Source organism: Cytobacillus sp. MT66 (assembly GCF_058792595.1).
Window position 1 is genome coordinate 34,091 of sequence record NZ_JBXAFB010000011.1, and the last position, 20,882, is coordinate 54,972.

The 20,882-nt window shown below is 41.2% G+C and carries 16 protein-coding genes, 1 other RNA gene and 1 other annotated feature; of the genes, 4 read left to right on the forward strand and 13 right to left on the reverse strand.

Features of this window, described 5'->3' with window-relative positions; all coding sequences use genetic code 11:
- Positions 1 to 44: 44 nt before the first annotated feature.
- Positions 45 to 1,310 carry a replication-associated recombination protein A gene (locus tag AC1Q59_RS18195; RefSeq protein WP_492367280.1) on the forward strand — a complete coding sequence of 422 codons (1,266 nt, stop codon included), beginning with the start codon at positions 45 to 47 and terminating at the stop codon, positions 1,308 to 1,310.
- A 106-nt stretch (positions 1,311 to 1,416) separates the two neighbouring features.
- Here the strand turns inward: AC1Q59_RS18195 and AC1Q59_RS18200 are convergent, their stop codons facing one another.
- The 5 genes from AC1Q59_RS18200 to AC1Q59_RS18220 all read right to left on the reverse strand — a co-directional run bounded on the left by AC1Q59_RS18200 (position 1,417) and on the right by AC1Q59_RS18220 (position 6,268).
- Entirely contained in the window at positions 1,417 to 2,187 is a 771-nt protein-coding gene (locus tag AC1Q59_RS18200; protein WP_492367281.1) for a tRNA threonylcarbamoyladenosine dehydratase, read from the reverse strand.
- Positions 2,188 to 2,329: 142 nt separating this feature from the next.
- Positions 2,330 to 2,518: non-coding RNA, 6S RNA (gene ssrS, locus AC1Q59_RS18205), on the reverse strand.
- A 119-nt stretch (positions 2,519 to 2,637) separates the two neighbouring features.
- Positions 2,638 to 4,410 (reverse strand): aspartate--tRNA ligase, encoded by a 1,773-nt coding sequence (aspS, locus tag AC1Q59_RS18210; RefSeq protein WP_492367282.1) that lies wholly within the window; start codon positions 4,408 to 4,410, stop codon positions 2,638 to 2,640.
- A gap of 2 nt (positions 4,411 to 4,412) precedes the next feature.
- Positions 4,413 to 5,696 carry a histidine--tRNA ligase gene (gene hisS / locus AC1Q59_RS18215; RefSeq protein ID WP_492367283.1) on the reverse strand — a complete coding sequence of 428 codons (1,284 nt, stop codon included), beginning with the start codon at positions 5,694 to 5,696 and terminating at the stop codon, positions 4,413 to 4,415.
- A 64-nt stretch (positions 5,697 to 5,760) separates the two neighbouring features.
- Positions 5,761 to 6,032 (reverse strand) — a binding site (T-box leader).
- Between the two features lie 59 nt (positions 6,033 to 6,091).
- Positions 6,092 to 6,268, reverse strand: a complete 177-nt coding sequence (locus AC1Q59_RS18220) for a hypothetical protein (RefSeq protein ID WP_492367284.1) — start codon at positions 6,266 to 6,268, stop codon at positions 6,092 to 6,094.
- A gap of 368 nt (positions 6,269 to 6,636) precedes the next feature.
- On the opposite strand from AC1Q59_RS18220, the gene AC1Q59_RS18225 reads away from it, so the two are divergent.
- A complete protein-coding gene (locus AC1Q59_RS18225) occupies positions 6,637 to 8,199 on the forward strand; it encodes an N-acetylmuramoyl-L-alanine amidase family protein (RefSeq protein ID WP_492367285.1) in 1,563 nt (520 codons plus the stop codon).
- A gap of 53 nt (positions 8,200 to 8,252) precedes the next feature.
- On the opposite strand, the gene dtd is transcribed toward AC1Q59_RS18225, so the two are convergent.
- From dtd to AC1Q59_RS18260, 7 genes are all read right to left on the reverse strand, one after another.
- On the reverse strand, positions 8,253 to 8,693 hold the full coding sequence (gene dtd, locus AC1Q59_RS18230) for a D-aminoacyl-tRNA deacylase (protein WP_492367286.1): 441 nt from the start codon (positions 8,691 to 8,693) through the stop codon (positions 8,253 to 8,255).
- Positions 8,694 to 8,707: 14 nt separating this feature from the next.
- Positions 8,708 to 10,906 carry a RelA/SpoT family protein gene (locus AC1Q59_RS18235; protein WP_492367287.1) on the reverse strand — a complete coding sequence of 733 codons (2,199 nt, stop codon included), beginning with the start codon at positions 10,904 to 10,906 and terminating at the stop codon, positions 8,708 to 8,710.
- A gap of 268 nt (positions 10,907 to 11,174) precedes the next feature.
- Positions 11,175 to 11,687, reverse strand: coding sequence for an adenine phosphoribosyltransferase (locus AC1Q59_RS18240; RefSeq protein WP_492367288.1), 513 nt, complete (start codon positions 11,685 to 11,687; stop codon positions 11,175 to 11,177).
- A gap of 1 nt (position 11,688) precedes the next feature.
- A complete protein-coding gene (gene recJ, locus AC1Q59_RS18245) occupies positions 11,689 to 14,046 on the reverse strand; it encodes a single-stranded-DNA-specific exonuclease RecJ (RefSeq protein ID WP_492367289.1) in 2,358 nt (785 codons plus the stop codon).
- A gap of 98 nt (positions 14,047 to 14,144) precedes the next feature.
- On the reverse strand, positions 14,145 to 15,050 hold the full coding sequence (locus tag AC1Q59_RS18250) for a cation diffusion facilitator family transporter (protein WP_492367385.1): 906 nt from the start codon (positions 15,048 to 15,050) through the stop codon (positions 14,145 to 14,147).
- 105 nt (positions 15,051 to 15,155) lie between these two features.
- Entirely contained in the window at positions 15,156 to 17,423 is a 2,268-nt protein-coding gene (gene secDF / locus AC1Q59_RS18255; protein WP_492367290.1) for a protein translocase subunit SecDF, read from the reverse strand.
- Between the two features lie 178 nt (positions 17,424 to 17,601).
- Entirely contained in the window at positions 17,602 to 17,892 is a 291-nt protein-coding gene (locus AC1Q59_RS18260; protein WP_492367291.1) for a post-transcriptional regulator, read from the reverse strand.
- A 140-nt stretch (positions 17,893 to 18,032) separates the two neighbouring features.
- Between AC1Q59_RS18260 and spoVB the strand changes: the two genes are divergently transcribed.
- Positions 18,033 to 19,595, forward strand: coding sequence for a stage V sporulation protein B (spoVB, locus tag AC1Q59_RS18265; RefSeq protein WP_492367292.1), 1,563 nt, complete (start codon positions 18,033 to 18,035; stop codon positions 19,593 to 19,595).
- 31 nt (positions 19,596 to 19,626) lie between these two features.
- Here the strand turns inward: spoVB and AC1Q59_RS18270 are convergent, their stop codons facing one another.
- Entirely contained in the window at positions 19,627 to 20,280 is a 654-nt protein-coding gene (locus AC1Q59_RS18270) for a DUF421 domain-containing protein (RefSeq protein ID WP_492367293.1), read from the reverse strand.
- 78 nt (positions 20,281 to 20,358) lie between these two features.
- Between AC1Q59_RS18270 and AC1Q59_RS18275 the strand changes: the two genes are divergently transcribed.
- Entirely contained in the window at positions 20,359 to 20,865 is a 507-nt protein-coding gene (locus tag AC1Q59_RS18275; protein ID WP_492367294.1) for a TIGR04086 family membrane protein, read from the forward strand.
- The last annotated feature ends 17 nt before the right edge of the window (positions 20,866 to 20,882 follow it).

Consider the following 20,882-nt stretch of genomic DNA (forward strand, 5'->3'; position numbering starts at 1 on the left):
TGGTATGTTTAATGAATAATGTGTCAGCTACTGGAGTGATTGATTTGAGCATAAAACCATTAGCCTACCGGATGCGGCCTCGGACTATTGAAGAGATTATCGGGCAGGAGCATCTAGTAGCAGAAGGAAAAATTATCAGCCGAATGGTAAAGGCAAAACAGCTTTCATCCATGATACTATATGGACCCCCAGGTATCGGAAAAACATCGATTGCCAGCGCGATTGCCGGAAGCACCCGTTATGCATTTCGGACTTTAAACGCGGTAACCAATAATAAAAAGGATATGGAAGTTGTCGCAGCCGAGGCAAAAATGTCTGGAAAGGTCATTCTTTTATTAGACGAGGTACATCGTCTTGATAAGGCTAAGCAGGATTTTCTTTTGCCTTATTTAGAAAATGGGATGATTACAATGATTGGGGCAACAACAAGCAATCCCTATCATGCCATCAATCCGGCAATCAGAAGCCGATGCCAGATATTTGAATTGAAGCCTTTGGCTGTTGAAGATATTAAAAAGGCTCTAAAGAGGGCAATTGAGGATGAAGAACGCGGTCTTGGCGAAAAAAATATTAACATTTCAGACGAAGCTCTTACCCATTTAGCAACAGCATCAAATGGAGATGTTAGAAGCTCGTTGAATGCTTTGGAGCTCGCCGCTTTGTCGACAGAGCCTGATGAAGCAGGGATCATACAAATTGATTTACAGACGGCAGAAGAATGCATTCAAAGAAAAAGCCTGACCTATGATAAAGATGGGGATGGACATTATGATGTGATTTCTGCCTTTCAAAAGTCTATCCGCGGAAGTGACGTGAATGCTGCCCTGCATTACTTAGGAAGATTAATAGAAGCAGGAGATCTGCAGAGTATCAGCAGGCGCCTCATTGTCATTGCTTATGAGGATGTTGGACTAGCTTCACCGCAAGCTGGTGCCAGAACACTCGCTGCCATAGAGACCGCAGAAAGACTGGGCTTTCCGGAAGCAAGAATTCCGCTTGCCAATGCGGTGATTGAGCTTTGTCTGCTGCCTAAATCAAACTCGGCTATTATGGCCATTGACTCGGCTATTGCAGATATCCGCACTGGAATTAGCGGCGAAGTGCCGGATCATTTAAAAGATGCCCACTACAAAGGTGCGAAAGAGCTCGGCAGAGGAATCGACTATAAATATCCGCATGACTATGAATCAGGCTGGGTCAAACAGCAATACCTGCCGGACCGGATCAAAAACAAAATCTATTACCAGCCAAAGAAAACAGGCAAATTTGAACAGGCCTTGGCAGGAATCTATGCCAATTTGCAAAAATAGTAATACTTTACCACTCTAACGCGATGGGGGTCAGTCCCCCGGCGCTTTAAAGCAGCGGGGGACTGACCCCCATTCCTTTAAAGCGTTAAACTGCTACTGCTGTTTGTTATTTATTTTCGTCGCTGACTCGTGTAATTTTGATGTCCTTTAGCAGGTTATTGACGACGTAGCTTGCCATGATGAGACCAGCCACGGATGGGCAGTAGGCATTGGAGGACGGCGGCATTTTAGCTTTGCGGATTTCTGCATCGTCTTTTCCAACTACCTTGCGGACATCTTCGCGAATCACTATCGGGCTTTCATCAGAGAAGACAACCGGTATCCCCTTACGGATTCCATCCTTTTTCAAGCGTGTGCGAATCACTTTGGCAATCGGATCTGTATGGGTTTTTGAAATATCTGCAATCCGGAAACGGGTAGGATCTGTTTTATTAGCCGCTCCCATACTTGAAATCATTGGAATATTTCTTTTCAAGCATTCCTTCATTAAATGGATCTTGTAAATAATCGTATCTGACGCATCTACAACAAAATCGAGTTTATGAGCAAAAATTTCCTCATATGTTTCTTCTGTGTAGAACATCTTCAGAGCAACCACTTCACATTCAGGGTTGATATCCTTAATTCTTTCTTTCATTAAATCCGCTTTTGGCTGACCAACGGTTGACAGCAACGCAATAATTTGCCGGTTCACATTCGTAATATCTACATCATCTTTGTCTATAAGAACCAGCTTTCCTACACCAGATCTAGCAAGCGCCTCTGCTGCAAAGGTACCGACACCGCCGACCCCAAGCACAGCGACGGTACTGTTTTTCATGATGTCTAATCCCTCTGTGCCAATCGCAAGCTCATTTCTTGAAAATTGATGCAACATCTATCTCAGCTCCAAACTTTATCAATTCATTTCTTTATCTTTTTCCCGTTAACGAATATATCATACTTTTTTGTCAAAATGCATAGTAAAAACAAAAAATCCATACTAATTTAGTATGGATTGATTAAACGTATGTATGGGAAAGAGTCCCAATCGTGCCGTCGCTTTAGGATGCCTTCGTTTGAACCCGCACTCAGCAGGTGGGTGTCCTGTTCATGCTTTTGTAAGTCCCCCATCCATAGGGGCATGTACGCTGCATTGAAACTCGAGACTCCCGAAGGAAATGTGTTCGGTCAAACTTCAGGTTACACAACGAACACATCAGGACTCTTTCTGAATTAATTGTATTTTATCACAGGATGTTAACGCTTTCAATAAAATAAGAATAGGAAAAATATACCTTTTTAATATAAAAGGAGCAGCCAGTGCTGCCCCTTTTATCCTGCTTATTTATTTCTTAGCCATTTTTAATTTTAAATTTAGTTCATTTAGCTGTGCTTCGCTGACCTCTCCAGGAGCGTCCGTTAACAGGTCGCTTGCACTTGCTGTTTTAGGAAAGGCAATCGTGTCGCGAAGATTCGTTCTTCCAGCCAGCAGCATAACAAAACGGTCTAGACCCAAAGCAATTCCGCCATGCGGAGGTGTTCCGTATTCAAAAGCGTCTAGCAAGAAGCCAAATTGTTCATATGCCTCTTCTTTAGAGAAGCCGAGGGCTTTGAACATTTTTTCCTGAACATTCTTCTCAAAAATACGCAAAGATCCGCCGCCAAGCTCATAGCCATTTAACACAATGTCATAGGCTTGTGCTTTCACTTTGGATGGATCTGTTTCAAGCAGCGGCAAGTCTTCTCTTACAGGCATTGTAAACGGATGGTGGGCAGCAAAATAACGTCCCGCTTCATCGTCATACTCAAGCAATGGCCAATCCGTTACCCAAAGGAAATTAAACTTGCTCTGATCAATAAGGTCAAGTTCTTTTCCAAGCTTAAGGCGCAGTGCGCCAAGAGAATCGGCAACCACATTTTTCTTATCGGCAACAAACAACAGTAAATCGCCTTTTTCTGCAGATAGCACGGAAGTAAATGCCTTTTGCTCGTCTTCCGTAATGAACTTGGCAATCGGTCCTTTTAGTCCATCCTCTTCAGCTTTTAGCCAGGCAAGGCCTTTTGCACCATAGACAGCAGCAAATTCAGTTAAGGCATCAATATCCTTTCTTGAATATTTCTCCCCACCCTGCTTCACATTGATGGCCTTTACTTGTCCTCCTGAAGACACAGCACCTGCGAATACCTTGAAGCTTGAATCCTTAACGATTTCAGATACATCTGTCAGCTCCATATCAAATCTTGTATCAGGCTTATCTGAACCATACCGGTCCATAGCTTCCTGATAGGTTAAGCGAGGGAATGGAGTTTGCACCTCTATCCCTTTTACTTCTTTCATGACTTTTCCCATCATTCTTTCCATCATGCCCATAATATCTTCCTGGCTTAAAAAGCTCATTTCAATATCGACTTGTGTAAATTCAGGCTGGCGGTCTGCACGCAGGTCCTCATCACGGAAACAGCGGGCAATCTGGTAATAGCGCTCAAATCCTGAAACCATTAATAGCTGTTTAAAAATTTGCGGTGATTGCGGCAATGCATAGAATTCTCCTGGGTGAACACGGCTTGGAACAAGATAATCACGTGCACCTTCTGGCGTGCTCTTTGTTAAGATTGGTGTTTCAACATCAAGAAAGCCTTCGCCATCAAGAAAGTCCCTGATCGTTTTTGTTACCTGGTGACGCATTTTTAATGTTTCAAACATCACTGGTCTTCTTAGGTCCATATAACGGTATTTAAGACGAACATCTTCTGAAACGTCTGTTTTATCTTCAATCATGAATGGCGGTGTTTTTGCTTCATTTATAATCGTAATTTTTTCAGCAAAAATTTCAATACGGCCTGTTTTAAGATTTTCGTTAAAAGTTCCTTCCTGACGGGCTACAACTTCACCCTGGATGTCAATTACATATTCACTTCTTATTTTGTCAGCAATCTCCAGTGCTTCCTTTGAAATCTCTGGATTAAAAACGACCTGAATGATTCCAGTGCGGTCACGAAGATCAACAAAGATGACTCCTCCTAAATCACGTCGTCTTTGCACCCAGCCTTTTAACGTTACCTTTTCACCGATAGCGGCTTCTGTCACTTCCCCGCAGAAGTAGGTTCTCCCAAACATGTTTATTCCTCCCGATTGTTTAACTCTGAGAACTTTTCAATAAATTGATCAAGATTGACTTCCATTTGTTCTCCAGTTTCCATAAATTTAAGATTAATTTTATTTGCTTTCAGTTCATCTTCGCCTAAAACAGCGACATACTTGGCATGCAGTCGATCAGCTGCTTTGAACTGGGCTTTAATTTTTCGATCAAGGTAGTCTCTTTCAGCAGAATAGCCTGCCAAACGCAGCTTTTGCAGCAGGCCGACTGTGTAATCCTTAGCTTCATCGCCTAAAGATACAAGATAGCAGTCAAGCTGATTGCCAAGCTCCAGTTCAACCTGTTCAGCGTTCAATGCAGCAATAAAGCGCTCTATACTCATAGCAAAACCAATTCCAGGTGCTTCCGGACCGCCAATTTCTTCGGTTAATCCATTGTAGCGGCCACCTCCGCAAAGGGTCGTAATCGCGCCGAAGCCTTCCGCATCACTCATAATTTCAAAGGCTGTGTGGTTGTAATAGTCGAGGCCGCGTACAAGATTAGAATCGACTACAAAAGGGATGTCAAGATCATTAAGGTATTTCTGCACCTTTTCAAAATAATTCTTTGACTCCTCATTTAGGTAATCAATAATGGATGGTGCCGTTTTCATCAGCTCATGGTCACGATCCTGTTTACAGTCGAGTATGCGCATTGGATTTTTTTCCAGTCTGCTTTGACAATCAGAACAGAACTCGCCAATTCTTGGTTTGAAGTGGTTAACCAAGGCTTCACGATGTGCATTGCGGCTCTCCTTATCTCCTAAGCTGTTAATGACAAGCTTTAATTTCTTTAAGCCCATCTCTTTGTATAGAGACATTGCTAAGGAGATAACTTCCGCATCAATGGCTGGATCAGAACTTCCAATCGCTTCAACGCCAAACTGAACAAATTGGCGGTATCTTCCTGCCTGCGGGCGTTCATAACGGAACATTGGCCCCATATAATAAAGCTTTACAGGCTGATTCGCATCACCGTACATTTTATTTTCGACAAAGGAGCGAACAACCGCTGCTGTTCCTTCCGGGCGTAATGTCAGACTGCGTTCGCCGCGGTCCTCAAATGTATACATTTCTTTTTGGACGATGTCTGTTGTATCACCGACACTGCGCAGAAATAGCTCTGTATGCTCAAAAATCGGTGTTCTGATTTCTTTGTATTGAAATTTCGCGCAAATTTTTCTCGCTGTTTCTTCGATAAGCTGCCATTTTTCTACTTCTCCAGGGAGAATGTCCTGCGTTCCCCTTGGTATTCGAATAGACGCCATTTTCTTTCCTCCTATTGCAACTTTATGTAAAAACATAAAAAAGCTCTCGTTCCTTGTATACAATACAAGGGACGAGAGCTTGATATTTTTCCCGTGGTGCCACCCTAGTTGAGGATTATTCTGCTGCGGATAAAATCCATCAGTGAAAAAACGTAATCCTCCTCTTTGACAGTTAACGCCTGTAAACGTCCGTCTCCTACTAAAAGCTTGCTTTTTTCAGAGAGGATCCTACGAAGTGTTCTTTCATTAAATCATCATGCAGAAATGCTTTCAGCCCAAGGCATTTCTTCTCTTTCCATGTGGGGCTTAACTACTCTTCTTCATCATCGGATACTATTTGCCTTTTATATTTATATAATGATACGAATCAACTCGAATAATGTCAATAGGTATTTCTAAGAACGTTCCAAATGTTTTTTCAGCTTCCTTATATCCCTTACAGACAGGCCGAATTCTGAAGCTAGCTCAACCATATTAGAACTTTGCTCTTTTTGGAGAAAATCATGAAAATCCACACCAAAAATCTTGTTTTCTCCCTTTTGTATATCCAGCCCTTTATCGCCAAATCTCATTTTCATCATCCTTTTTTTCTTGAAGTCCTTTCTATTCTTCCCAAAAAATGCGAAAATCTTTCTTGTAGATGAAAGAGACTTTGAAAAAATAGGGTGTATTAAAATTAGTTGTTGATTTCCGCTCCAGGCACTTCGCTTTCCGCGGGCGGTCGTGGAGCCTCCTCGTCGCTTCGCTCCTGCGGGGTCTCCCCTGGACACGCTTCTCCCGCAGGAGTCTACGTGCCTTCCGCTCCAATCAACTAGTTTTAAAGCCAACATGTTTTTAAAACTGCCTTAACAAAATCAATTTTTTTGAAGGAAATCTGTTTTTTAATAGAGAAGTATTTAAAGTGGGAGACTTTCGCAAAAAGGAGAAAGGAGGCTTTTCATTGCCAAGAAAGAAATCATACCTTATGATCCTAAGCCTAATTCTTCTTATAGGATCATTTATGCCTTTGCAGCGCGCGCATGCAGCAGGACCAACCGTGAAAATTGCCACTGATATTTTAAATGTCAGAAAAGGGCCTGGTCTAAGCTATCCTGTAGTAGCAAAGGCGCAAAGAGGAGAAAGCTATGTTTTCCTGGGAGAAAAAGATGATTGGGTACAAATTCAATTAGGTAATGGCTCTAAAGGCTGGGCAGCAAGCTGGCTTGTGATTAAGGAAAATAGCAATCATAATAATTCTTCTATTAGCAAAAATCAGACCGCACGTGTACTCACAGATGGATTAAGAGTCCGGACGGGCCCTGGCACCGATTACCGAATTATTGGATCGGTCAATAAAGGGGATCATTTTAAACTGCTGTCACAAAAAGGAGAATGGATTGAAATCTCCTATCAAGGCAACAGCGCATGGATCAGCGGTGAGTTTATTGACACAGCACAAGCGTCACAAAACACGGTTAGTGCTGAAAAGCCAGCTGAGAAAGTACAAGAAAAGCAAAGTGATGCAGCAGGTCAGACGGCAACGGTAACTGCATCCGTACTGACAGTCAGAAATGAAGGATCCCTAAATAGTAAAGCTGTTGGCACTGTAGCCAAAGGGGAAAAATTCGAAATCATCGAGGAAGCCAATAACTGGACAAAAATTGAGTATCAAAAAGGATCATTCGGCTGGGTTGCCAGCTGGTATCTAAATAAATCAGCCGGGAACGAACAGACTCCTCCTGAAAAGGTCAAAGATGGAACATTGCAAATCCTGCATGATGGCTCAAACATTAGAAAAGAAGCGAACACAGCCTCTCCAGTAGTTCAGAGGGCCAACCAGGGAGAAACTTTCGCAATTAAAGGGGTTAAAAACGATTGGTATGAAATCGAGCTTGCCAATGGGGAGAGCGGCTTTATTGCCGGATGGATTGTTACCCTTAGCGGGACAACCCTTCCAAGCGTTCAAAGACCTGGTTCAAAAGCTGGCTTAGCAAATAAGAAGATCATCATTGACCCTGGACATGGCGGGCAAGATAATGGAACGACAGGAAATGGCGGGACCCTGGAAAAAAACCTAACTTTAAAAACCGCACAGCTTCTTTACGAAAAATTAAGGGCAGCTGGAGCTAATGTCATTCTGACAAGGAACAATGATACATACATCCCTTTGTCTTCTAGGGTCTATGCGTCACATTACCATAATGCAGACGCCTTTATCAGTATTCATTATGATAGCATCGCAGACCAAAGTGTAAGAGGGATGACCACCTATTACTATCATTCCTTCCAAAAAAATCTTGCGGCCGCCGTTCATTCTTCAGTGAATTCAACAGTGAACTTAAGTGACCGCCGCTACAGATTTGGAGACTATTATGTTTTAAGAGAAAATATGAGAAATGCAATACTGCTGGAGCTTGGCTATTTAAGCAGCCCCGCTGAAGAGATGCTGGTTACTTCAGGACAATTTCAAGATCAAGTAACATCAGGAATCTATCAGGGTCTAGTGAATTACTTTGGCCGCTAATCCAAAAACAAAAGAGGTTAGAATCAAATCCGATTCTAACCTCTTTTTTATATTTACTTGCTTTCTATGATTAATGTAACAGGGCCGTCATTGGTCAGCTGAACATCCATCATAGCGCCAAATTTACCTGTCTCTACCTTCAATCCTTTTTCACGCAAGAATTCATTGAACGCTTCATAGATCGGCAATGCATGATCCGGTCTAGCCGCTTCAATAAAGCTTGGCCTTCTGCCTTTCCGGCAGTCCCCATATAAGGTAAATTGGGAAACAGAAAGAATTTCCCCACCCTTATCAAGGATAGACAGATTCATTTTTCCTGACTCGTCCTCAAAAACACGGAGACCCGCAATTTTTTCAGCAAGGAATCGAGCATCCTCCAGGCTGTCGTCATGGGTAACACCAACTAAGAGAACAAAACCCTTTTCGATGCTGCCGACTATTTCACCTTCAACAGTAACACTTGCTTTTTTGCTTCTTTGTACAACAACACGCATTTATCTAATACCCCTTAATTCATTATTCGGCGAACAGCATAAACATCGGGAATTTGTTTTATCCGTTCTACCACCTTTTGCAGGTGAGCAACATTATGAATCGCAATGGTCATATTGATAGTGGCTGCCTTGTTTCGATCAGATCTGCCTGAAACCGCTGATATATTCGTTTTCGTTTCGTTAACAGCCTGCAGTACTGCATTTAGCAGCCCGCGGCGATCATAGCCGGTGATCTCAATTTCAACATTATATTCCTTCCGGTCACTTAAGGCCGTCTCCCATTCGACAGGAATCAATCTTTCCTTAGCGTCATCGGTATTTATATTTGTACAATCCGAACGGTGAACAGAAACACCGCGGCCTTTTGTAATAAATCCGACAATTTCGTCTCCAGGCACCGGATTACAGCAGCGGGAAAGCCGGATTAATAAGTTATCAATTCCGGAAACCCGAACCCCTGATTCGCGTTTTTTATTTTGCGGGAAGGACCTTAATTCAGAAACCGCATTCGTAATATTGGCAGTTGCCTGCTCTAAATCGCGCTTTTTCCGCCATTTCTCCGTTAGGCGGTTTGCAACCTGCAGAGCCGTAACCCCATTGTAGCCTACAGCTGCATACATATCTTCTTCATTGGTAAAATTAAATTTTTCCGCGACTCTTTTGATATTATCTGGCGTTAGGATTTCCTTTAAATCAAAATCCAGATTCTTAATTTCCTTTTCAACCAGCTCTCTGCCCTTTTCAACATTTTCTTCCCGTCTTTGCTTTTTGAAAAATTGTCTTATTTTATTTTTCGCTTGGGAAGTTTGGGCAAGTTTGAGCCAATCCTTGCTTGGACCGTATGAGTGCTTGGAGGTTAAAATTTCAATGATATCGCCAGTTTTCAGCTTATAATCAAGAGTGACCATTTTGCCGTTCACCTTTGAACCAATGGTCTTATTTCCAATTTCAGAATGAATCCGATAGGCAAAATCAATAGGTACAGAACCGGCAGGCAGCTCAATAACATCCCCTTTTGGTGTAAAGACAAAAACCATATCGGAAAATAAGTCAATCTTTAGCGATTCCATGAATTCCTCAGCATTTACTGAGTTATCCTGGAATTCGAGAATTTCCCGGAACCATGTAAATTTATTTTCAATGGATGAACTGTCATCGATCTTTTTGCCTTCTTTATACGCCCAATGGGCAGCAATACCGAATTCAGCAATCCGGTGCATTTCAAATGTGCGGATCTGTACTTCAAGCGGCTCTCCCTTAGGGCCAATGACTGTTGTATGAAGGGATTGATACATATTTTGCTTTGGCATTGCAATATAGTCTTTAAACCGGCCCGGCATTGGACGCCAGCATGTATGAATAATCCCGAGTACCGCATAGCAATCTTTAATGCTGTTCACGACAATTCGAACGGCAAGCAAATCATAGATTTCATTGAACTGCTTATTTTGTAAGGCCATTTTTCGGTAGATGCTGTAAATATGCTTAGGCCGGCCTGAAATATCAGCTTTGATAGATACGTCATTTAATCGGCCGCGCATCTCCTGGATAACCTCATCCAAATATAGCTCCCGCTCGGCGCGTTTTTTCTTCATCAGATTAACAATTCGATAGTATTGCTGCGGATTTAAATATCTTAAAGCCGTATCTTCCAGTTCCCATTTGATTTTGGAAATCCCCAAACGGTGGGCAAGAGGCGCAAAAATTTCTAATGTTTCATTGGAAATTCTTCGCTGTTTTTCTGCCGGAAGATGCTTTAACGTTCGCATGTTATGAAGCCTGTCTGCCAGCTTAATAAGGATCACGCGGATATCCTGTGCCATAGCGACAAACATTTTTCGGTGGTTTTCCGCCTGCTGTTCTTCCTTCGATTTGTATTTAATTTTTCCAAGCTTAGTCACGCCGTCGACAAGCATCGCAATTTCTTCGTTGAATGTTTCTTTTATATCATCTAAAGTCACTTCGGTATCTTCAACCACATCATGAAGGAAACCAGCCGCCAATGTGGAAGGATCCATTTCTAAATCTGCTAAAATGCCTGCAACCTGTATAGGATGGATGATATAAGGCTCACCCGATTTTCTATATTGTTCACGATGGGCATGCTTTGCAAACTCATATGCTTCCTTCACTTGAGCCACATGCTCATCATTTAAATATAATTTTGTCCTGTCGATGACTTGTTCGGCGGTCAGAACATGATCGTTCGCCATGGGATCACCTTTTATCAATAAATTTTTTTCTCTTATGCCATTTCCGTTTATAGTTACCTAATATATATAAGGCCAAAATTAGAATGATTGTTACTATTATCGAAAAAAAAAACGAATATGTAAAGGGAAAGCAATGAATTTTAAGAAAAAATAAGAAGTTTGTCGAAAAATGAAAAGCGCTGGGGCTGACAATTTTCGAAGCAGAAAATATTTATTTCTGATAAAAATAGAAAAAAGAGCGCCAGCCTGACGCTCTAATATAATGAAATTAGTATTGCATTAATGTAAGAATATCATATTTTCCAAGCTTTTTGCGGCCATCCAGATAAGATAATTCGATGAGGAAAGCAATCCCTGCAACTACACCGCCAAGCTCTTCTACCAGCTTAATCGTTGCTTCAATGGTTCCGCCTGTAGCAAGCAGGTCATCTGTAATGAGAACGCGCTGTCCCGGCTTAATGGCATCCTTATGAATGGTTAGAACATCCTTGCCATACTCAAGACCGTAATCCACTTTGATCGTTTCACGAGGAAGCTTTCCTTCCTTTCTGACTGGTGCAAAACCAACTCCAAGTGAATAGGCAACAGGACAGCCAATGATAAATCCGCGTGCTTCTGGGCCAACAACTAAATCAATTTGCTTTTTGCGGGCATATTCCACAATTTGGTCTGTTGCGTACCGATAAGCATCTCCGTTATCCATTAATGTCGTAATATCTTTAAATTGAATGCCTGGTTTTGGCCAATCCTGGACAATGGTAATGTATTTTTTTAAGTCCATGTTATTTTAATGCCTCCTCAATTTTTGCAGAACCTTTAATAATTTCATCAAACCAGCTTCTTAATTGCTGGTATGAAGAGTACAGCAGCTCGTTTTCAAGCACAGATTGCAATCGTCTTTGCTCATAAATTTGAGATTCTGATAAATCATGCTTCTTTGCTGAATGATTAATAGAAACGACGCCATTATCCATTTTAACAAATTCTAATTCTGAAAACACTTGATACATAAAGTTAATCGTTTCTGTGCTCCAGCCCTTTAATTTAGCAAGATCACTCCCATATCTCTTTAAATCAATGGGTCCTTTTTTCACCAAAAAGGCATAGAACCATTTAAAATGTTCTCTTGTTGGAAGGATGCTAAAGAATGCGCTGTTTTCTTTATAAAAATGCGCGTAGATCCTTGCTGGGTTTTTCCCAAAAAATAAAGAAGTGAGCAGCTCTTTTGATTGGGGCAAATCTGCTAATACAATATATTCATTTTCAATATTAACTTTCATTGCTTCATCTATCGTTTGTATTTTTACCAAATTTGGGCCAGCATATGTTTGAAACTTAGCTATATTATCCTCGTTGAAGACAAACCACTTCCCCTTATTGCCAGGGACATGATCTATTAGCTTTTCAAACTGTCTCAAACCCCGTATATCAAACAGCTGCCATTGTGTAATAGCAACGTCCTGCAGAAACATTTGCGGCTTTCGCATGTTATTCCACTCATTTATTGATAGTTCCCCAATCATTGAAATCTTAGCATCAGGCGAAATTTCCTCATAAAGGGAACCAAGTCCAAAACCTACACCATCCAAGGTGTTTCCAGCGTTTTCAACGGACAGTTTTAAGTGATTTTTATCTGAGCCGATCTTTTTTAGGCTTGAAATATTGACATCTTTTATTAAAACTTTCGGTTTTGGATTATCCGTACCATACGGGGCGAGCATCTGCATTTGTTCAATGGACGCTAAATCGACATCGCCTAAATTAATTTCAGCATCAAGGACGGTAAGCGGGATAAAATCTTCCTCATTCAGCTGCTGCTTTGCCGCCTGATTGAGCCTGTTGCGAAGTTCTTCCACATGCTCAATCCTTAATGTCATACCAGCAGCCATTGGATGGCCGCCAAAATGGGGCAAAATATCCCTTGATTGAGACAGGTTTTTGAACAAATCAAATCCTGGAATACTTCTTGCAGAGCCCTTTGCCAGTCCCTTTTCTAAGTCAAAGCTTAAAACAATAGCCGGTCTGTAGTATTTTTCGGTAAGCTTTGATGCAACAATTCCGACCACACCAGGGTTCCAGCCCTCTTTCCCAATGACTAAAACAGCATTCTCCTCAACCGGAAAATGTTCTTCTACTTCCCGAAAAGCTTCTTCCGCAATTTGCTGAACAATTGCTTGGCGGTCTTTATTTAATTGGTCAATTTCTTCAGCAATCATACTGGCCTCAGACGAATCCTCTGTCAGCAATAAGTCAACAGCCGGATCTGCACTATCCAATCTTCCGGCAGCATTCAAACGCGGGGCAATGAAAAAACCAATTGTCTCCTCATTAATAGCCGATATGTCGGCTCCCGACTTTTTCAATAATGCTTTTAGACCAGGATTCGAAGTTGACCTTAAGTTTCTAATACCTTTTTTCGCTATCAGGCGATTTTCGCCGGTTAAAGGAACAAGATCGGCAATTGTTCCAATCGCAGCCAGTTCAAGCAAATGCTCTGGAACTTTCCCATACAAGGCATGTGCTAATTTAAATGCAACGCCAACACCAGCTAGTTCCCGGAAAGGGTATTGGCTATCCGGAAGTTTCGGATGAATGATTGCAAGAGCTTCAGGCAGCTCAGGTCCAGGTTCGTGATGGTCAGTAATAATTAAATCCATATTTAATTGTTTAGCAGCCTTTGCTGGATCAATGGCAGCGATTCCTGTATCTACTGTTATTATCAGCTTAATCCCAATATCTGAAGCATATTCAAAAGCAGGAATATTGGGGCCATAGCCTTCTGTAAAGCGGTTCGGTATGTAGAATTGGACATCGGCTCCAAGTTCTGTAAGCGTTCTCATCATGACAGTTGTACTTGTTACACCATCTGCATCATAGTCGCCAAAGATTAAGATCGGTTCCTTTAAATCAATAGCTGTTTTAATCCGGTCAACAGCTCTGTCCATATCTTTTATTTGAAATGGATCGTGAAGTTCCAACCCTTCATCAAATAAGAAGTTCCTTGCGGATTCAACCGTACCCATTCCGCGGTTTACCAGAAGTGCTGCTGCAAGAGGAGCAATATTCAGTTCCCGGACAAGCAGGTCTTCTTTTTCTTTATCTGTTTCCCGAACAATCCAGCGTGATTTTGAATTTAACATTTGTTCACCCCTTTAGCTTTTTCATTATACAAGAGGGGCCCCCAGGGTTTCAATGACAAAAGATAGAAGCCAAAAAAAGAAACAGCGTCATCCGCTGTTCAATCGTCTTCCTCATCTTCATTATAAGGGTTTATGTGAACAAATACATTATGGACGTTTTCCATTTTCAATAATTTTTTCTTTACTTTTTTGCCGATACGATGACCTTCTTCAACCGTCATATGCGGGTCCACTGATACTTTGATATCGACAATGACATAATATCCATGCACACGTGCATGGAGCTCTCCGATTTTTCTTACCCCTTCAATCTCTAGTGCAGCCTTTTTTAATTCCACAGAATCGTCATCACCGAGAACATGGTCAAGCGTATTATTGATGGATTCCTTGCCTAAGGACCAGGCCATTTTTAAGATCATTAATGCTACAACTACTCCTGCCACTGGGTCGGCGTACTCCAGCCATTCAATTCCAAGCTTGCCTCCTACTACAGCAAATCCAATTCCGACCAAAGCAGCAAGAGAGGAATACACATCCGAGCGGTGCTCATAGGCATTTACAATTAACGCGTCACTATTCAGCTCTTTCCCTAGTTTATATTTATAGCGAAATAGAGCCTCTTTGACCACAATAGAAATAATGACAGCCACGATTGCCACCGTTTTTGGTGCCTCGATCGGAGTAAAGAATGCCGAAAAAGATGACTTGCCAATTTCAATTCCTACAATGAATAGGAGTACAGCTACAATAATTGCCGCAATGGACTCCGCTTTCCCGTGTCCATAGGGATGATCCTTATCCGGAGGCTGTTTCGCAGCTCTTAAACCTAAATAAACAGCAAATGATCCCGCAACATCGGATGCAGAGTGGACAGCATCCGCAATAAGCGCGCGGCTCCCTGAATAAATGCCTATTGCTCCTTTTAATATGGCAAGAGCAACATTAATCACAATCCCAAGTACAGCAGCAAATTCTGCCTTTTTAAAACGGTCCTGATTACTCAACACGAAACTTCCTTCCTCACTTAAGCTTATCCATAGTTTGTCCTTTTTCGTTTGATTATGAGCAAAAAAAACCTCAGGATTTCCCCTGAGGTTTTAACCTTCTTATTAAACTTGCGGTTCATCGCTCCATGTGCGTTTTTCTTTCACCGTTTTGATTGTGCCCTTTTTCTTTAATTCCCTGCACTTCCACACAAACCAGATCTGTGCAGCAAGGAAGATGGAAGAATAGGTACCTGCTATTGTACCAATCAGCAATGCAATAGAGAAGTTGCGAATTGATTCACTTCCGAAGATTAGCAGGCCTAATATCGCAATGATAACGGTAAGAACCGTATTAATGGAACGGCCCATTACTTGACGAAGTCCTTTATTGACAACCTCAGCAATGTCCTCAACCGTCTTCAGACGTTTTTTCTTATGGAGCATTTCCCTGATTCGGTCATACGTAACAATTGTATCATTAATTGAATAACCAACAACCGTCAAGATAGCGGCAATGAAGGTGATGTCAACCTCTAAACGAGTAATGCTAAAGAAAGCAACAATAAAGAAGGAATCGTGCAGCAAGGCAAGCACTGCCGGTATAGCCATGATCATTTCAAAACGAATCGTTACATAAATAATAATGCCTACTGCTGCAATAGCCAGTGCAATCAATGCATTTTTTGCAAGCTCTTTTCCAATTGTCGGCGACACAGTGCTTACATTTGGATCGGCGCCAAAGGACTTATGGAAGCCGGTCTTTAAATCAGCAATCTCATCCTTAGTTAATACACCTTTTAGTCTTGCGACACCAATATTTTTTTCTTCACCAGAAATGACAATATCATCTGCCTGAATATCATACTTAGCAAGCTCTTCCTGTAAGTCTTGCTTTGTAATGGATTCATTGGCCATAATTTCGATGCGCGTTCCGCTTGAAAAATCAATGCCTAAATTCAAGCGGAAAACGGCTAATAAAATGATGCCAATAATGATATAGACGATAGAAAATGTAAAGAATTTTTTTCTATGTTTAACAAAGTCAAATTTATCAAACTTTGTTGTTAAATCATGTGTATCCACATTTTCAGCAATGTTATGAACGTCTTCTTTCTTGACCCCAAACCAGCTGAGTTTTTTGTTAAAGAAATTACTGTTCACCCAAAGTCCAAGCAGTAATCTGGAACCGTAAACCGCTGTCAGGAAGCTCACAACAATACTTAGGATCAGCATGGTTGCAAATCCTTTAACAGAGCTTGTACCATATGCAAATAACACACCGGCAGCAAGAATCGTGGTGATATTTGCATCAAAAATAGAAGTAAAGGAGTTGCTGCTTCCTGCCTGGAAAGCAGACTTAATCGTTCTGCCTACTCTTAATTCCTCTTTAATCCTTTCAAACGTCAGGATATTCGCGTCAACGGCCATCCCGACCCCGAGAATCAGCGCTGCAATACCTGGAAGGGTCAGCACGCCATTCATCCAATCAAAGATTAACAGAATCAAGTAAATATAAATAGATAATGTGACAGTGGCAATGAAGCCTGGGAAACGATAATAAAGAATCATAAATAAATAAATGATCGCAATACCGACAATACCGCCAAGGACGGTTTTTTGCATGGCCTGCTCACCAAATTGAGCGCCAACCGATGTTGAATAAACTTCAGTCAGCTTAACTGGCAGCGAACCGGCATTTAATAGGTCTGCCAAAGTCTGCGCTTCTTCAATTGTAAAGCTTCCGACAATAGAAACCGTATCCCGGTTAAATACCTCACTTACTCTTGGTGCAGATAAATATTTAGGATCCTCTTTCGCAGCTTCTGCTTTAAAGGAGTCCTTTCCTTCTTCAAAATCTAGCCAGATGACAAGCAAATTGTTAGGTGCCCCCATGTTGACAATCTGTTCAGTGACATCTTTGAATTTAGTGGCACTTTTCAATTTAATTGAAACACTTGGATTTCCATTTTCATCAAATGTTTGTTTTGCCCCATTTTCAGCAAGGTCTGCTCCATCCATCATCTTTACATCATTAACATCGCGGAAAGAAAGATTAGCCTCTGTTGATAGGATTTCGCGGGCTTTATTCTGATCCGTTACACCAGCAAGCTGAACGCGAATCCGGTTATCCCCTTCAATTTGAATATTAGGTTCACTGACCCCTAGGACGTTCACACGCTTGTCCAGCGCTTTTGCCGTACTGGCCAAGACCGTCTTATCAATTTTTTGGCCTTTTTCTAAAGGTGCTACTTCATAGAGAACCTCAAATCCCCCTTGAAGATCAAGGCCCAGTTTAATATTTTTTAGTATGTTATTTGTTGTTGACCCCATTAAACTTCCTATCAGTAAAACGATAAGGAAGAAGGCAACGATGCGACCGCGCTTAACCATTATGAAAAAATCCTCCTTAATTCAAGCCAGACTAAAAGCAAAAAACTGGCCAGATTAAAACTATCAGTGAATAGGAACAGAATAATCCATTCCATGAGTATCCGACCGGAAATTCCATTCTTCATTATGAAACAGTTTATAAAAGCTGTCAATTTATCATTTCTTGATGATAATAATACTACTTTAAAAGTTCTTTCAGATCTTCCTCGTTATCAAAGGAGAATTCTGCGCCTTTAAACGCTTCAACCGATGCAAAATTAAAAAATTCCCCAACTTTAGTGGAAAGAATATCCTCGACAATTTGGGATACTCTTTTATCTTCTCCAGCCTTTTTCCATTTCTTCTTATGTAAAAAATTCCACAATTCCTGTTCTGACACTTGTCCATATCCGAGTAAGGCAAATTCTTCAAGCTTGCTTTCTAATGCCGGCTGCACATGGCTGCGAAGATGATCATATAAATTACCCATTTGTGTGTCACTTCCCCTTTTGGAATTCATCATTCAAAAACATTTCAAGCTTTTCACGATTGCTTGTCATGCTTTGTCCACCTTAAAGCATATAGTTAATTGTAAATGATTACACCTATTTTGAGAAGGCAGGGAACTAAATGTCTAAGTTTTTAAAAGGAACAATGATCCTGCTTGCAGCCGGTCTTGTCACAAGGGTGCTAGGTTTTATCAATCGGATTGTTATTGCCCGCTTTATCGGAGAAGAGGGTGTTGGGTTATATATGATGGCTTTTCCAACACTTATTCTTGTTGTGACAATTACACAGCTGGGACTTCCAGTAGCTATTTCAAAAAATGTTGCTGAGGCCGAAGCACGCGGGGATATAGCAAAAATAAAAAAAATCTTGGTTGTTTCCCTGGCAGTCACTATTTCCCTATCAGCCATTTTCACACCTGCATTGCTCTTTCTTACACCCATGCTGGCAGATACTTTATTCACCGATTCGCGTATCCATTGGCCATTGCTTGCCATCGCGCCAATTGTTCCTATTGTCGCCGTTTCTTCTGTGATCAGAGGTTACTTCCAGGGCAGACAAAATATGAAACCAGCAGCCCTATCACAGATGCTTGAACAAATTGTCCGCATCACCTTAATTGCTGCAATGACTAAAGCATTTCTGCCGTATGGAATTGAATACGCAGCTGCGGGAGCCATGCTTGCGTCCGTTATCGGTGAACTAGCATCACTCCTTTACCTTTTTACAGCCTTTAAGCTTAAGAAAAGGTTTAGAGTCAGAAGACAATTTTTCACATACGTAAAGTCTGGGAAAAGTACGTTTAATGAACTTATGAGCATCGCTTTGCCTACTACAGGAAGCAGGATGATCGGTTCTATTGCCTGGTTTTTTGAACCTATTGTAGTAGCCCACAGTCTTGCCATAGCAGGGGTAGCAGCTATTGCAGCAACAAAACAATATGGAGCACTGACAGGATTTGCCCTGCCTTTATTAATGCTCCCCTCATTCATTACCAATTCACTTTCAACAGCTCTTGTCCCTGCTATTAGCGAGGCACATTCAAAAAACAATATGCGGCTTATCGAGTATAGGCTCCAGCAGGCACTCCGCCTGACGTTTTTAACGGGCGGGCTTGCAGTTGTTGTTTTGTATGTGTTATCAGATGGACTGATGGAAGTGATGTATGGATCTGCTAGTGGAGCTCCATTCATCAAACTCATGGCGCCATTTTTTATTTTTTATTATTTTCAGCAGCCTTTGCAGGCAGCCCTGCAGGCGTTAAATCTGGCAAGAGCCGCGATGATTAACAGTTTAATCGGGGCCATTGTAAAAACGGCAGTCATCTTTTTATTAGCAAGCCAGCCATCTTTTGGAATTAATGGTGTTGCCCTTGGCATCATGGTGGGTTTTGTACTTGTCACCTTATTACATTTATCAACAGTTCTTAAAAAGATATCGTTTACTTTCTATATCCGGGAGTATATTAAGACTTTTTTTGTTATGGGTGTTTCTGGATGGATCGGGATCTTTCTGCTGAAAAATATCAGCCAAGGGGTTCATCTTGCTTTCCAGGTTTTATTGATTGCAGCCGCCATTTCTATTGTGTACTTCTTCCTGACGCTCGTATTAGGATTGGTCAGAAAGGATGAAATTATAAGAATCCCTTGGATAGGGAAGCCATTATCAAAGCTTTCCTTCCGCTAAAAAGGCAAAGGAGAAACGTTCCTTTGCCTTTTTATATTTTTTTATCCGATCGATCAATAAAAAAGTTTCCGTTTTCCCAGCTGCAGAAGGAAATCTCTTTTACGTCATAATATCCTCTTTTTAAAAGCTCCTTATGAAGCCAAGCTTCGGTTTGATTGATGTGGTTAAGTCCTTCCTGTTGTATTTCGCCATCCACAATAAGCGGAAATGTCATAGTTCCGCTATTTTTCTTCTTAGGCTTTTTTAATACCGACAGTTCTCCGGTTGTCTCTAGAATGGCAAACTCTACATCTGTAATATTTCTAATATCCTTACCTCTTAGCTGAAGCAGCAAATCATCCAGATTATATCGATGCTTTCGCATGGCCTCTTCATCAATTTCCCCCTTATTTATGATGATAGAAGGCCGTCCGTCAACTAAATCACGTAATTTCTTGCTTTTCAGTGTTGCAATAGACATTCCAATTTGAATCAGCATTAAAAGAACCATCGGCACTATATTTATGAGTATCGGAGTATCAGGCTTTTCAATTGATAAAACAGCCATTTCCGCCAGCATTATCGAAACAACAAAATCAATTGTACTTAGCTGGCCAAGCTCCTTTTTCCCCATAATGCGAAGGATTAATAATATCAAAACATATAATATGACCGTTCGAAAAATAATAACCAAATATTGCTCCACACTTCCCCCCCCTTTGGCATTTCTTTTTATGTTTTACAGACCCCATAAAAAAATGATAAGGATTTTTTACCAATTGAAGTGAGAAGATTTAATTCTATTTATTTATTTCATGAATATGCTTGTACTAGGGGAAACAAGCAGCTTCTATATGCAGCTGCTCCATCCGTATGCATAAGAAGGGAGAGGGTCAATATAGAGGAGTCAAAAAATGTTGGCGGAGGAATTTTATTTGGATTAATTGCCATTTTTGTTCTTGCCATTATTAGCAGCTTAGTGTTTTCACTATTATTAAAATTTACATCTTTGCAAGAAACATCTATCCAATTTGTTGTTACTGCCATTTCCTTTGTCGCGCTTTTCATCGGAGGATTTATTTCTGGCGGAAAAGGAAAACAAAAGGGCTGGCTTCTTGGAGGATTAACAGGTCTGATCTACACAGGCGTCATTTTTCTATTCCAGTTCCTAGGCGTGGACCGTCTATTCGATTTAGAGCAAGTCATCTACCATACATGCTATATTCTAACGGCCATGATGGGCGGTATTCTTGGCGTAAATATGTCTAATAAAAATACAAGAGCATCATAAAAAAACGGGAGCCTTTT